The 13,796-nt window shown below is 32.2% G+C and carries 11 protein-coding genes; all 11 read left to right on the plus strand.

All coding sequences use genetic code 11. The features are described from left to right. Positions 1 to 2: 2 nt before the first annotated feature. Complete coding sequence (nuoE, locus tag GKG01_RS03530; protein WP_110057775.1) at positions 3 to 470, plus strand: NADH-quinone oxidoreductase subunit NuoE; 468 nt, start codon at positions 3 to 5, stop codon at positions 468 to 470. Continuing rightward, positions 470 to 2,050, plus strand: coding sequence for an NADH-ubiquinone oxidoreductase-F iron-sulfur binding region domain-containing protein (locus tag GKG01_RS03535; RefSeq protein ID WP_154271519.1), 1,581 nt, complete (start codon positions 470 to 472; stop codon positions 2,048 to 2,050). The genes nuoE and GKG01_RS03535 overlap by 1 nt, the downstream gene beginning before the upstream one ends. Positions 2,051 to 2,059: 9 nt before the next feature. Then, on the plus strand, positions 2,060 to 3,799 hold the full coding sequence (locus tag GKG01_RS03540) for an NADH-dependent [FeFe] hydrogenase, group A6 (RefSeq protein WP_094207492.1): 1,740 nt from the start codon (positions 2,060 to 2,062) through the stop codon (positions 3,797 to 3,799). Between the two features lie 112 nt (positions 3,800 to 3,911). Continuing rightward, the gene (locus tag GKG01_RS03545) at positions 3,912 to 5,051 is read left to right on the plus strand and encodes a YibE/F family protein (protein ID WP_094207491.1); all 1,140 of its coding nucleotides are present in this window, start codon (positions 3,912 to 3,914) and stop codon (positions 5,049 to 5,051) included. Between the two features lie 102 nt (positions 5,052 to 5,153). After that, a complete protein-coding gene (locus tag GKG01_RS03550; protein WP_154271520.1) occupies positions 5,154 to 6,269 on the plus strand; it encodes a YibE/F family protein in 1,116 nt (371 codons plus the stop codon). Beyond that, positions 6,269 to 8,608 (plus strand): cell wall-binding repeat-containing protein, encoded by a 2,340-nt coding sequence (locus GKG01_RS03555; protein ID WP_154271521.1) that lies wholly within the window; start codon positions 6,269 to 6,271, stop codon positions 8,606 to 8,608. Before GKG01_RS03550 ends, GKG01_RS03555 begins: the two co-directional genes overlap by 1 nt. Before the next feature lie 112 nt (positions 8,609 to 8,720). Then, the gene (locus tag GKG01_RS03560) at positions 8,721 to 9,443 is read left to right on the plus strand and encodes a hypothetical protein (protein ID WP_241684738.1); all 723 of its coding nucleotides are present in this window, start codon (positions 8,721 to 8,723) and stop codon (positions 9,441 to 9,443) included. Between the two features lie 105 nt (positions 9,444 to 9,548). Further along, entirely contained in the window at positions 9,549 to 10,622 is a 1,074-nt protein-coding gene (locus tag GKG01_RS03565) for an ABC transporter substrate-binding protein (protein ID WP_154271523.1), read from the plus strand. 78 nt (positions 10,623 to 10,700) lie between these two features. Beyond that, complete coding sequence (locus GKG01_RS03570; protein WP_154271524.1) at positions 10,701 to 12,296, plus strand: iron ABC transporter permease; 1,596 nt, start codon at positions 10,701 to 10,703, stop codon at positions 12,294 to 12,296. Beyond that, entirely contained in the window at positions 12,293 to 13,225 is a 933-nt protein-coding gene (locus tag GKG01_RS03575) for an ABC transporter ATP-binding protein (protein WP_154271525.1), read from the plus strand. The genes GKG01_RS03570 and GKG01_RS03575 overlap by 4 nt, the downstream gene beginning before the upstream one ends. A 57-nt stretch (positions 13,226 to 13,282) precedes the next feature. Beyond that, positions 13,283 to 13,795: a phosphatidylglycerophosphatase A gene (locus GKG01_RS03580; RefSeq protein WP_094206094.1), complete on the plus strand. Its 513-nt coding sequence runs from the start codon at positions 13,283 to 13,285 to the stop codon at positions 13,793 to 13,795. The last annotated feature ends 1 nt before the right edge of the window (position 13,796 follow it).

The following is a 13,796-nucleotide window of genomic DNA, read 5'->3' on the forward strand; positions in this document are numbered from 1 at the left end:
ATATGTGTAACTGTTGCGAAAACAAATTTGATATAAGTTGTTTTCTAAAGGGGAAAGACAAGACCGATTTGATTGAAGTTTTGCACAAAGTTCAAGACAAATACGGTTATATTCCACAAGAAGTTGTGGATAAAATTTCAGAAGAATTTGATATTACGCCAGCTAGTATTTACGGTGTAATCACTTTTTACTCCAGATTCACTTTGAAACCAAAAGGAAAGTATGCTATTTCTGTGTGTATGGGAACTGCATGTTATGTAAAAGGTGCTGAAAATTTGTTGGATGAATTTTCCAAGAGATTGGGAATAGAAGTAGGCGACACTACAGATGATTTGATTTTTTCTTTAGTTGAGACGAGATGCGTGGGAGATTGTGCATCGGCGCCTGTGGTTACTGTCAACGATACAGTGTATAAAAATGTTAAGCTTGAAGATGTAGCTGAAATTTTATCAAATGTTAAGGAGTCGTAATGGAAAAGACTAATGTAATTGATCAAATTATAAAAGAAAATTCTTCGAAATTTTACGATAGAATTAAAAATGATGATAATTTTGTAGTTGATGGCGAAAAAATAACTAAAAAAGGTGATTTTTTCCAAAAACAAACTAGAATCGCTTTAAAAAATTACGGGATAATCGATCCTGAAAGTATTGAAGAATACATAGTGATGGGTGGATACAAAGCTTTAGAAAAATCCATTTTTGAACTTAGTAATCAAGAAATAATCGACATAGTAAAAGATTCTAATTTGAGAGGTAGAGGTGGAGCAGGTTTCCCAACAGGAAGAAAATGGGAAGGTGCAATGCGTGTAGAATCTGATCAAAAATATGTAATCTGTAACGCAGACGAAGGCGATCCAGGTGCGTACATGGACAGATCGATTCTAGAAGGAGACCCTCACAGCGTAATTGAAGCTATGGCTATCTGTGCGAAAGCAATCGGCGCAGATAAGGGTTATGTTTACATAAGAGCAGAATATCCAAAAGCGGTAGCTGCTTTGAAAAAAGCAATTGATGATGCAAAAAAATACAATCTTTTAGGAGATAACATATTAGGCTCTGATTTTAGTTTTGATTTGAAAATTAGATTGGGAGCTGGAGCATTTGTGTGTGGTGAAGGTACTGCACTAATTCAATCAATTGAAGGTAAAAGAGGTATGCCTCAAGCGAAAGTTTTCAGAACTACTGAAAAAGGTTTGTTCAGAAAACCAACTGTACTTAACAACGTTGAAACATTTGCAAATATTGCTGCGATAATTAATAACGGAGCTGACTGGTTCAAATCAATCGGTACGGAAGATTCTCCAGGAACAAAAGTTTTCGCATTGGTTGGTAAGGTAAATAATGCTGGACTTGTAGAAGTTCCAATGGGCATGACAATCAACGAAATAGTTTTTGATATTGGTGGAGGAATTCCTAACAATAAAAAAGTAAAAGCTGTTCAAACTGGTGGACCATCTGGTGGTTGTATTCCAGAAGAACTTTTCGATACAAAAGTTGATTTTATTTCTCTTGCAAGAATTGGTTCAATCATGGGTTCAGGAGGAATGGTTGTAATGGATGAAACTGACTGTATGGTCGACATTGCGAAATTCTTCATGAAATTTACTGTTGATGAATCATGCGGAAAATGTACTCCATGTAGAATTGGTAACAAAAGAGTGCTTGAAATTCTTGAAAGAATCACATCTGGTCAAGGCGAATTAGAAGATTTGGATTTGCTTGACGATTTGTGTGCTGTAATTACGGATTCAAGCTTGTGCGGTTTGGGAAAAACTGCGACAACTCCTGTTATTAGTTCTATGAAATATTTCAGGGATGAATACAAGGAACACATTGTCGATAAAAAATGTCGCGCATCAGTATGTAAAGATTTATTGCAATATACAATTACAGAAAAATGTGTTGGTTGTGGAATTTGTAAAAAACAATGTCCGGTTAATGCTATTTCTGGAGAAAAAAGAGAAATGCACGAAATCGACACAGATGTTTGTATTAAATGCGATAATTGTCGTAGCGCATGTCCTGTTCATGCAATTGTAAAAATGTAGGAGGGGAATATGTTAAATATTAAAATTAATGATGTAGATGTACAAGTAAAAGAAGGCACTACGATACTTCAAGCTTGCGAAAAAATAAATATACACATTCCTACTTTATGTCATTTGGATATGCATTCATTGGGATTTGTAAATTCAGAAGCGAACTGCAGAGTTTGTATGGTGGAATTAGCTCACAATCATAAATTAGTTCCAGCGTGCAATACTTTAGTTAAAGATAAAATGGAAATTAGAACTGATACTCCAAGAGTTATCAGAACAAGAAGAACTAATATCGAACTTCTTTTGTCAAATCACCCAACAGATTGTTTGGTTTGCGAGAGAAATGGTAACTGTGAATTACAAGATTTGGCAGTGTTGGCAAATATAAAAGATATTAGATTTAAAGGTGAGAGAAAAATATTCGAACCTGACACAAGTTCTTTTTCAATTATTAGAGACCCTAACAAATGTATTTTGTGTAAAAGATGCGAAACTATGTGCACAAATGTGCAATCAGTTGGTACATTAACTTCAATTGATAGAGGTTTTGAAACAGTTGTAGGAACACAATATCATAAGCCAATGATTGACACTAACTGCGTATTTTGCGGACAATGTTTGTCAGTGTGTCCAACTGGTGCGTTGACAGAAGTAAACAATGTAAGAAAAGTTTACAAAGCATTGAATGACGAAGAAAAAGTTGTTTTGGTTCAGACGGCTCCAGCAGTTAGAGTTGCTTTGGGAGAAGAATTTGGAATGGAAGTTGGAAGTGTCGTTACAGGCAAAATGGTAACTGCGCTAAGAAAAATCGGATTTGATTATGTTTTCGACACAGATTTTGCCGCTGACTTGACAACTATGGAAGAAGCTTACGAATTTGTAGACAGATTCAAAAAACAAGAAAACTTACCAATACTTACAAGTTGTTGTCCAAGCTGGGTTAAATTTATTGAACACAATTTCCCGGATATGTTGAACATTCCATCTACTTGTAAATCTCCACACGAAATGTTTGGTTCAGTTGCCAAAACGTATTTTGCAGAAAAAATAGGCGTTGATCCAAGAAATATCGTTGTAGTTTCTGTAATGCCTTGTGTTGCTAAAAAATACGAATCAGCAAGACCAGAACTTGGTTTAACTGAAGATATTTCTGATGTAGATTATGTAATTAGTACGAGAGAATTGGCGCACATGATTAAGGAATACTCATTAGATTTTCCAAGCTTAGAAGATTCTGAATTTGACGATCCATTGGGAGAATCATCAGGAGCTGGTGTGATTTTCGGATCAAGTGGTGGTGTATTAGAAGCTGCTGTAAGAACTGCTTACAATATGTTAACTGGTGATGACCTTGAACAATTAGAGTTCAAAGAACTTAAAGAAATGAGAGGCATTAAAGAATCCAGAATAGAAATTTTAGGAAAAGAAGTTAAAGTTGCTGTTGCAAGTGGACTCGCAAATGCTAGAAGGCTTTTGGAAAGCATCAGAGATGGAAAAGCTCACTACGATATTATAGAAATCATGGCATGTCCTGGTGGATGCATCGGTGGAGCTGGACAACCACTTCTTAGAGGGAATGTTTCGAAATTAGAAAAGAGAATGAATGCTATTCATAAAGAAGACAGGGACAAACCAATCAGAAGATCATACGAAAATAAATCTATCAAAAAGATTTACAATGAGTATTTGGATGCTCCTGGTTCAGAAAAAGCACATCATTTGCTTCACACTGAATATTCTTCAAGAGCAAAATATTAATTGAATAATTTTTGAAAAAGTTCTTTGGCGATTGCTGAAGAACTTTTTTATTGAAATTGATTATCAAACACATTTTTTTGTAGTATTATATATAAATGGAGTTGGTGAATAATTGAAAAAAATTTGTAATATATTTTTGGGACTAATTTTGGTCGCGGTTTTTGTAATAAATTCAAAATGGGGAAATAGCGATCATTTGGTAAGTTATGATGGAATTGAACTTGATTATGTAAAAGCTATTGTAGTAGATGTTGTTGATGAAACTTTGGATTATCCTTACAATTCAAAGCCCGTTGGAATACAAAACATAAAAGCAAAAATTAAAAATACCGGAGAAATTGTAGATGTGGAAAACAAACTAGAAGCTTCTCATAGTGTTTTAGTAAAGGAAAATGATAAGGTTATTTTGGCAAAAAGCAGGAATCCTCATCATAATTCTGAAACTTTTTACAGGATGTATAATTACGATAGAAGTTTTGGCACAATTTTTTGGATAGTTTTATTCTTAGTTTTCATAGCACTTGTTGCAGGGAGTAGAGGAATAAAAAGTACGGTTGCACTTGTTATTAGTATATACATAATTTTGTTTTTCGATATTTCATTGATAATGAATGGATTTAATAATGTTTTGATTACGATTTTAACTGTAATTTTGTGTACTATTTTTTCGACATTGATTTTATATGGTTATTCGAAAATGAGTTTAATTAACATGATTTCTGTTTCGGTGTCATTTATATTTGTGAGTATTTTGGTTAAGTTAATGAGTATTGGACTTAATATTTCAGGATATAATCTGGAAAATGTCGGAGAATTGATACTCGTAATAGGAAAAGAATGGAAATTAAATATCGAAAATTTACTATTTTCTACCGTTGCTATTTCAGCTTTGGGAGCGTCAATGGATGTAAGTGTATCGATAGCTTCTGCGCTAAGAGAAATTCAATCACTAAATAAAGATGTATCGAGCAAAAAATTATTTAAAAGTGGGATGAGTATTGGCAAAGATATTATAGGAACAATGGTAAATACATTGGTATTTGCATTTATTGGATCATCACTTGTGAGCATTATGATTTTTATATTGCACGGAACAAATACTTTTAATAGAGTTGTAAGTTCTGATTTTTTTGCAGTGGAAATTACGAAAGCGTTAATTGGAATTAGCGTTGTGATTATAATGGTTCCGGTTACTTCTTTTTTTGCCTCAAAAATATACAGTGAGAATATTTTTAATGAGCATATCAAATGATATGCTTTTTTTAATGTTTTTTTAACAAATTTTTACATTTTATTAACTTTGAAAAACATAAATTTAATATTTTAATCGTACAATGTATTTGGTGATGAAATATTGAAGAAAATTGTTAATGTAATTTTAATCTTGCTATTGATTGGAATTTTCTTTTTGAATAGAAAGCTAGATGTAAACGAAAGCTTGATTAGTTACAAGGGTGTGGAATATCTGAGGGCGAAGGTTGTGGAAGTTGTGGATGAATCGCTAGATTATCCAGACAATTCTAAACCTGTCGGCGTTCAGAAGATTAAAGCTAAGATTTTAAAAACTGGAAAAGTTGTGGAGTTGGATAACGAACTTGTGAACACACACAGCATTAAAGTTCACAAAGGAAGTAATGTTATTCTAATTCAAAATCAAAATTCAGGTTCAACTGATGATTATTACTATTCCGTGTACAACTACGATAGAAGTATAAGAATTTTTGTGATTATAGCATTATTTGTAATATTTTTGGCTGTGATTGCTGGGATAAAAGGTCTCAAAAGTGCGATAGCTTTATTTGTAAGTATTTATATAATTTTATTTTTTGATGTGGCGCTTTTGATGAATGGATACAATAATATTTTGGTTACGATTATAACGGTAATTTTGTGTGCAGTTTATTCTCTAGTGGTGTTGTATGGATACAGTAAAATGACTTTGGTAAATATGATATCGATAGGAACTTCGTTTTTGATAGCTGCAATTATGGTCAAAATCATTGGAAAAGTTTTGTATGTTTCTGGACACAATATGGAAAATGTAGAAACTTTGATTTTAATAGGAAAAACGTGGGGACTTAGGATTGAGAACTTATTATTCTCTGCAGTTTCCATAGCATCTCTTGGTGCTTCAATGGATGTTAGTGTGTCGATTTCATCTTCTTTGAAAGAAATTAAATCATTAAATACAGATTTGGATAGCAGGAAGCTTTTTCAAAGCGGAATGAATATAGGTAAAGATATTATTGGAACAATGGTAAACACTTTGGTGTTTGCATTTATTGGATCATCTCTAGTGATGATTATGGTTTTGATATCGCATGGAGTAAGTTTTAATCAGCTTGTTAATTCTGATTTCTTTTCTGTGGAAATCACAAAAGGGCTGATAGGTACGGTCGTTGTGATTATAATGGTGCCAGTGACATCATTATTCTCATCAATTATATATAATCATAAGGGGGAAAATTAATGAACAAAACGGCAAAAGCGTTATTAGCATTGGGTATGGTATTTTCAATAGCAACAACAGCTACATACACAACTACATTCGCTGAAACTAATGGAAAAAATGATATTAGCACAACAGCAACACAAACTCAAGAAGAATCTCAAATAAGATTTCCAATCTTGACAATTGGTAAAGATCAAAGTGAAAGAAACTTCACTTGGTACAGCAAGAGCAAAGAACAAGGTTATTTGGAAATCGTAGAAGCAAATGATCAAAAAGATTTTTCAAATGCAACGAAAATCAAAGCTGTAACTTCTGATGACAATACAACATTTGATATCAATGAAAAATCAAATGAAAAAGTAAAAATCGAAAAAGATAAGAAAGATCAAGCTTTAAAAGATTTGTATGAACTTAAAGATATGTCAAACTCTCAAGTAAATATCAAAAACTTGAAACCAAACACTAAATACATGTACAGAGTTTACAATGGTAATGGTAAAAAATCTCAAGTATTCGAATTTAAAACTCAACCAAAAGGAGACTTTACATTTGTATTAGCAGGGGACCCTCAAATTGGTGCTGGTAAATTCTATGCAGACAGAGATAAATGGGAAAAAGCATTGGGAGTTATCAAACAACAAGTTCCTAATATGAGTTTCTTGTACAGCTTAGGGGATCAAGTCAACGAACATGCGTCTAAGTCAGAATTAGAATACAGTGGATACATCGAAAGAGAAAACGCAAAAGGAATTACATTTGCAACATTAATTGGTAACCACGATTCACGAGCAAACTCTTATTCACAACACTTTGCACTTCCTAATATTCAAGCTGAAGGAAAAACAGAAGCTGGTTCAAATTATTATTTCGTCTACAACAACACATTATTCATCCAATTGAATTCAAATAATATGAACACTGCTGAACACAAAGCTACAATAGAAAAAGCTATTGAAATGACAAAAAATCAAAACATTAAATGGAAAGTAGTTGGTTTCCACCACGCTATTTATTCTGCAGCAAAGCATGCAAATGACGAAGATATCATCAAAAGAAGAGCAGAATATCCGGCGTTGATGAAAGAATATGGTATTGATTTGATAGTAGCAGGTCACGACCATGTATACACAAGAAGTAGAATGATGGATGGTGGAATGGCTATTGAAAGCGAAAAAAGCTTCACTGACAAATCAAAAGAAGAAGGCAAAGTTCCATCAAAATATGTAAATCCAAAAGGACAATTATACTTAACTGCAAATTCTGCATCAGGTTCAAAACACTATGATTTAGTAGAATTCAAAGATTACATGGCAGTTAGAGACCAACATTACAAACCAAACTTCACAAAAGTTGAAGTAACTGACAAATCAATTGTAGCCACAACATATGAAACTGATTCATTAAAAGTTGTGGATCAAGTTGAAATCGAAAAATCAACTGCAAACACTACAAATGAAAATGTTCAAAGAATTTCTGGAGAAAACAGAGTACAAACATCTATCGAAGTTTCTAAAAAAATGTTCAAAGAAGGAACTAACAAAGTCGTATTAGCTAACCAAGATAATTATTCTGACGTTTTGACGGCTGCTCCATTTGCAAAAGCAAACAACGCATCCTTGTTGTATGTATCTTCTAACTCAATTAGTAAAGAAGTAATGAGTGAAATTGCTAGATTAAAAGCAAAAGAAATCACTATTATCGGTGGAGAAAAATCTGTAGATGAAGGATTGAAAAAAGAATTAGAAAAGAGAAATTTCAAAGTAGAAAGACTTTCTGGAGCAGACAGATACAAAACAAGTGCACAAATCGCAGCTAAACTTATTGACGGTAAGACAACAACATTAGAAATCGCGAGTGGTGAAAATTATGCCGATGCATTATCACTTAACAACGCAGCAGAAAAAGACAAAGCTCCAATACTCTTAGTAAGAGTTAACGCTATCGACAAATCAGTTGAAGATGTTATCAAATCATCAAAAGCATCATTAATAAACATAGCTGGTGGAGAAAAATCAGTATCTGAAAATACAAAAGCCAACATCAAAAAAATCTCCAATGCAACAGTTAATAGAATGGGTGGAGCTGACAGATACGAAACAAGTATTCTTCTTGCAAAATACTCTGGAGCAAAAGAAGTTGTAGTAGTAGCAAGTGGCGAAGATTTTGCAGATGCATTAGTCGCAGCACCATTCTCAGCACAACAAAAAGGTGCAATACTTCTTACAAATAAAGATAAATTGTCAGATAATGCTGAAAAATTCATCAAAGATACTAAATTCAACAAATCTTATGTAATCGGTGGAGAAAAATCAGTATCTGAAAAAGTAATCGAACAATTAACAAACATAATAAAATAATCCCAATAAACTTCTAAATTTTAGGTATCCTCTCAATTTTTATTGAGGGGATATTTTTGTTATGAATTTAAAAAATCAGGGTATAAATAAACCAAATAAAGGGGGAGTATGTATGAAAAGATTACATAAATTTTTAAAATTTTCGGTTGTTTTATTATTTGCGATAATTTTTCTAGCATCTTGTAGTAAAAATAATTCTAACAAACAAAATATCAAACTAACTGAAGAACAAGAAAAATGGGTAGGAAATTACTTTGAACAAGCTTTCAAAGGAATAAAATCAGGGAAAGATAGAAAACTTACAGATGAAGAAGTAAAGCAAATTAAAAAAGTATTTGTGGAAAAATTTCCTGGATCAGAATTTGATGGAATTATAAACATAACTTCGAATTTCTTCAAGGCAGGAAGTTACAACGATCCAAAAGAAATAGATTTGGATGGTTTTATCAAATATTTTCCATCGAAAAATTATGAAGAAAATTCAGATGAGCATAAAGCTATAATAGAAAAATTGAAAAAACTAGATAGTTTTTCAGAATTTGAATTTTCAAGCAAAAATATGCCACTTGTAGAAATCGACAAGAATCTTGTAGATGCTACGTTGGAAAAATACGCAGGAATTGTTTCAGACGATGTTAAAAATAAAGAAAAATGCTTGTATTTGAAAGAAAACAATGCTTATTATACATTTGTAAGCGATGTTGGCATAGGCACTTTTTATCCAAATGAAGGAGAAATCAAAGGCAATGATTTGGTATTAAAAAACAACTATGCGACTCTTACTCTTGAAAATAAGGACGGAAATTACTTTATAAAATCATATATTGAGAAATAATTTACACGATATGACTCCAAAAATTGGAGTCATTTTGTGTATTTGTAAAATATTTCAAAATAATATATACTATCTAATGATAAAATTTAAAAATATGGAGGGATTATGAAAAACAAATTTTTAAAGATGTTAAGTCTTTCTTTGATGTTAATTTTTGCGTTGACTGCTTGTCAATCAAAAGATAATTCAAAGGAAACAACATCAAAAGAATCTACAAAAACTGAAGAAAAAGCAGACGATGCTAAAAAGTTTGAAGGTAAAACTTTGAACGTTGTTGCTACAAGCGACAAATACGTAAAATTATTTGACAAGTTCACTGAAAAAACAGGAGCTAAGGTAGAATTCTTATCTATGTCAAGTGGTGAAGTTTTATCAAGAGCGAAGGCCGAAGGTAAAGCCATGGCTGATGTATGGTTTGGAGGCGGAATCGACGCTTTCATGAAAGCTAAATCAGACGATATGTTAGAAAAATATGAATCTGAAGCTTTGAAACAAATTCCAGACGATTACAAAGACAAAGATGGTTATTGGTTATCAAAAGGAATCACAGTTGTTGGCTTCTTAGCAAATAACGAAGTATTAAAATCTAAAAACTTAGAAGTTCCAAAAACTTGGGATGAATTAGCAGATCCAAAATACAAAGGCGAAGTAATCATGAGTGATCCTTCAATTTCTGGTACAAATTATGCAGCAGTTAAAGGATTATTGGACAAATACGGCGAAGAAAAAGGTTGGGATTATTTATCTAAATTAAATGATAACATCAGCTTCTACGGCAAAAGAGGAAAAGATCCTCAAGAAAAAACAGCTGCTGGAGAATTTGGAATTGGTATTATTCCAGTTGACAAATCAGCGTTCGATACAGCAAAAGACAACAACTTAACTGTTGTATATCCTGAAGATGGTATTCCATGGGTTCCAGAAGGAGTAGCTATTTTCAAAAATTCACCTAACACTGAAGTTGCAAAAGCATTCATCGATTTCATGTTAGAAGATGAATCTTTACAAATGTTAGCAGAAATAGACGGAAAAGATTCTAACCAAATGGTTAAAGATGGAATCAAAGGTCTTGATTTAGGTTTGAAAAAAGAAAACTTAATCAAACAAGATTTGTCTACTTTTGGTGAAAAGAGAGAAGCTATTTTAAATAAATTCTCAGAATTTGTAAAAAATAAGTAATTTAATAGGGAGAAATCTGTCAGGTTTCTCCCATTTTACTAGCACCTTAACGGGTGCTTGTTTTAAATGGAGTAAATTATGAAAATATTAGATAAATTTATTAAATACATAATTTTCCTACTCATATTCGTTTTTATTGGACTTCCATTTTTGTATGTATTTAAAGAAGCATTCACTGCAGATGGAGGCAATTCAATAGATTTTATATTAAATGTATTTAAAGAGAACAAAAATCTGTTTGTGAATTCAATTACTGTTGGTTTTATTGTATCGGTTTTAACGACTATTTTTTCTGCAATAATTGGATTGTATTGCTTTTTGAGTGGTAAAATTCATCAAAAAATCATTAGTGCAATTTTATTGGTGACGATGATTTCGCCCCCTTTTGTAACAAGTTTGTCTTACATAAATTTATTCGGTAGAAGAGGGTTCATCACGTACAATTTGTTGAAATTAAACACCAATCCTTATGGAATGACGGGAATTATATTAATGGAAACGTTGGGATTTTTGTCGTTGAGTTGTTTAATGGTTATATCTTATCTTAATAATTTGGATACAGCTTCTATCAATTCAGCAATTGATTTGGGGGCGAATACGAATCATGTAGTAATCGATATTTTAATTCCACAATTAAAAAATACATTGATTTCTGTATTTTTCCTCACATTTATTCGTTCAATTGCGGATTTTGGAACTCCAGCAATTATAGGTGGTAAGTTTAACGTTCTGGCAAGTGAAGGATACATGACGGTCATTAGCAAAGGAGATATTAAAACTGCATCAGTTATCAACATAATGATTTTGATTCCTTCTGTTATTATGTTTATCATTTATTCGAAGTCTATGAGAAAAAGCAATGTCAATTCTAATTCTTCACAAAGTGCAATTATTGACAAAAAATCTGCTGTGTTTTATTTCTTGTGCGTTATCAGTGTGTTTTTGTTGAGTTGGCTTGTGATTCAATATGCGTCAATTATTTTGTCAGCATTTACAAAAATGAAAAACAACGAACTTACATTTACTTTTGAAAACTTCAGAAATTCCAAATCGTACATTACAAACACTATAATAAGAAGTATTGTGTACTCTTTGATTAGTGCATTTTTTGGAAGTATGATTGGTTTGTTGATGGCTTATTACTCGATAATCAAAAAGAGCAAGGTAATTAAAGTTGCAGATTATATTTCAAATTTGCCTTATATTTTACCGGGAACATTCTTCGGTCTAGGTTATTTGTTGGCATTTAATCACAAACCATTGATGCTGGTTGGAACTAGCATAATTGTAGTGTTGAATGTTTTGTTCAAGCAAATGCCTTTTTCGACAAAAGTTATGAATAGTCACGTTTTATCAATCAGCGAAGATGAAATCAATTCTGCACAGGATTTGGGTGCCAATTTCATTTATGTATTTAAAGATATCGTGCTTCCACTAACTAAGAAAGGCTTTACTGTTACATTCATCAATGCGTTTACTGCGACAATGACGACAATTGGTTCGATTATTTTCTTGGTTTATCCAGGACAAAAAGTTTTAACACTTGTTATGTTTGATGTTATAAACAGTGGTAATTACAATATTGGTTCTGTAATTGCTTTAATAATAATTTTGATATGTCTTGTTGTAAATGGTGGATATTATTTGGCGACAAAGATAGGAGATAAAAAATGATTTTAAGTGTAAAAAACCTTACGAAAATTTACGAAGATAAAACTGTTGTGGATAATGTTGAATTTGAATTAGAAAAAGGGAAAATGCTGTGTATTTTGGGACCTTCTGGTTGCGGTAAAAGTACGATTTTGAACATGATTGGTGGTTTTGTGAAGCCAAATTCTGGACAAATTATTTTAGATGGAGAAAATATCACAAATCTTACTGCTGAAAAAAGAGACATCACGACTGTGTTTCAATCCTACGGACTTTTCTACCACATGAATGTTTTCAAAAATATTGCCTATGGTTTAAAATTCAAAAATATAGACAAAACAACTATCGAAAACAAGGTTAACGAAATGATTGAGCTTGTGGGATTAAAAGGTCACGAGAAAAAAATGATTGACGAATTATCAGGTGGACAAAGACAAAGAGTCGCCCTTGCAAGATCTTTGGTTTTGAGTCCAAAACTTTTGCTATTAGATGAACCTCTCAGCAATTTGGATCAAAAGTTAAGAGTTAGCATGAGGTTGTTAATCAAAAATATTCAAAAAAATTTAGGAACTACCATGATTTTCGTAACACACGACCAAAACGAAGCTTTTGAGTTGGCAGATGATATTATTTTAATGAACAAAGGTAAAATCGAACAACATTCCTATCCTTTAGATATCTACAAAAATCCGAAAAATAATTTCGTGTTGAATTTTATCGGTGATAAAAATATTTTTGAAGGATATTATATTAGACCTGAAGATGTAAAAATTTCAGACCAAGGAGAAGATGGTATTATCAAGGATATTGTGTTCCAAGGCTCAAGCGTAAAAGTTGAGATACAATTAGATGACAAAACTATCGATTCTTATATGCTCAACAATGATTTTAAAAATGAAATTGGCGATAAGGTAAAAGTGATTTATTCTAAGAGAAAATTGCCTACAAATTAGTGTAAAACACTTGAAATTTGGGTAAAATATAGTATAGAGATATTTTTAGGAGGTAACATGGGTAGAAAAAAAGTTTCTGAATATCCTTATACTATTCAAGAATTAAAAGAGATTACGATTCGCCAATTACAAGAAAGAGGCGTTGAGATAGAAGATATTTCAAAAATAGTGTTCATTTTACAAGAAAAATATTATCCGAATTTGACGATGCAATTGTGCACTGAAAATGTAGAGAGAGTTTTAGAAAAAAGAGAAGTGTTGCAATGCGTTTTGACAGGAATTGCGATCGACAAAGCTTGTGATAAGAAATTATTCGATGATCCTATTCAAAAAATTATCGAATCAGATGAAGGATTGTATGGAATTGATGAAGTGTTGGCTTTGTCAATAATCAACGTGTACGGTTCGATTGGATTTACTAATTTTGGGTATTTGGATAAGGAAAAAATCGGAATTATCAAAGAGTTAGATGTGGAGAAAACTGATTGTGTTAACACATTTTTGGATGATATAGTGGCTGCGATTGCAGCGGCTGCGGCAAGTAGGTTGTCTCATTCGAGATTTAAATAGG

Origin of the sequence: Finegoldia sp. BIOML-A4, from assembly GCF_009679635.1 — a bacterium.
In the GTDB taxonomy this organism is placed as follows: domain Bacteria; phylum Bacillota; class Clostridia; order Tissierellales; family Peptoniphilaceae; genus Finegoldia; species Finegoldia magna.

Excerpts from the sequence above, each read along its gene's own strand:
- GKG01_RS03560 (WP_241684738.1), top strand. The coding sequence starts at position 8,721 with ATGAAAAGATTACATAAATTTTTAAAATTTTCGGTTGTTTTATTATTT.
- nuoE (WP_110057775.1), top strand. The coding sequence starts at position 3 with ATGTGTAACTGTTGCGAAAACAAATTTGATATAAGTTGTTTTCTAAAG.
- GKG01_RS03575 (WP_154271525.1), top strand. The coding sequence starts at position 12,293 with ATGATTTTAAGTGTAAAAAACCTTACGAAAATTTACGAAGATAAAACT.
- GKG01_RS03580 (WP_094206094.1), top strand. The coding sequence starts at position 13,283 with ATGGGTAGAAAAAAAGTTTCTGAATATCCTTATACTATTCAAGAATTA.
- GKG01_RS03555 (WP_154271521.1), top strand. The coding sequence starts at position 6,269 with ATGAACAAAACGGCAAAAGCGTTATTAGCATTGGGTATGGTATTTTCA.
- GKG01_RS03540 (WP_094207492.1), top strand. The coding sequence starts at position 2,060 with ATGTTAAATATTAAAATTAATGATGTAGATGTACAAGTAAAAGAAGGC.
- GKG01_RS03570 (WP_154271524.1), top strand. The coding sequence starts at position 10,701 with ATGAAAATATTAGATAAATTTATTAAATACATAATTTTCCTACTCATA.
- GKG01_RS03565 (WP_154271523.1), top strand. The coding sequence starts at position 9,549 with ATGAAAAACAAATTTTTAAAGATGTTAAGTCTTTCTTTGATGTTAATT.
- GKG01_RS03535 (WP_154271519.1), top strand. The coding sequence starts at position 470 with ATGGAAAAGACTAATGTAATTGATCAAATTATAAAAGAAAATTCTTCG.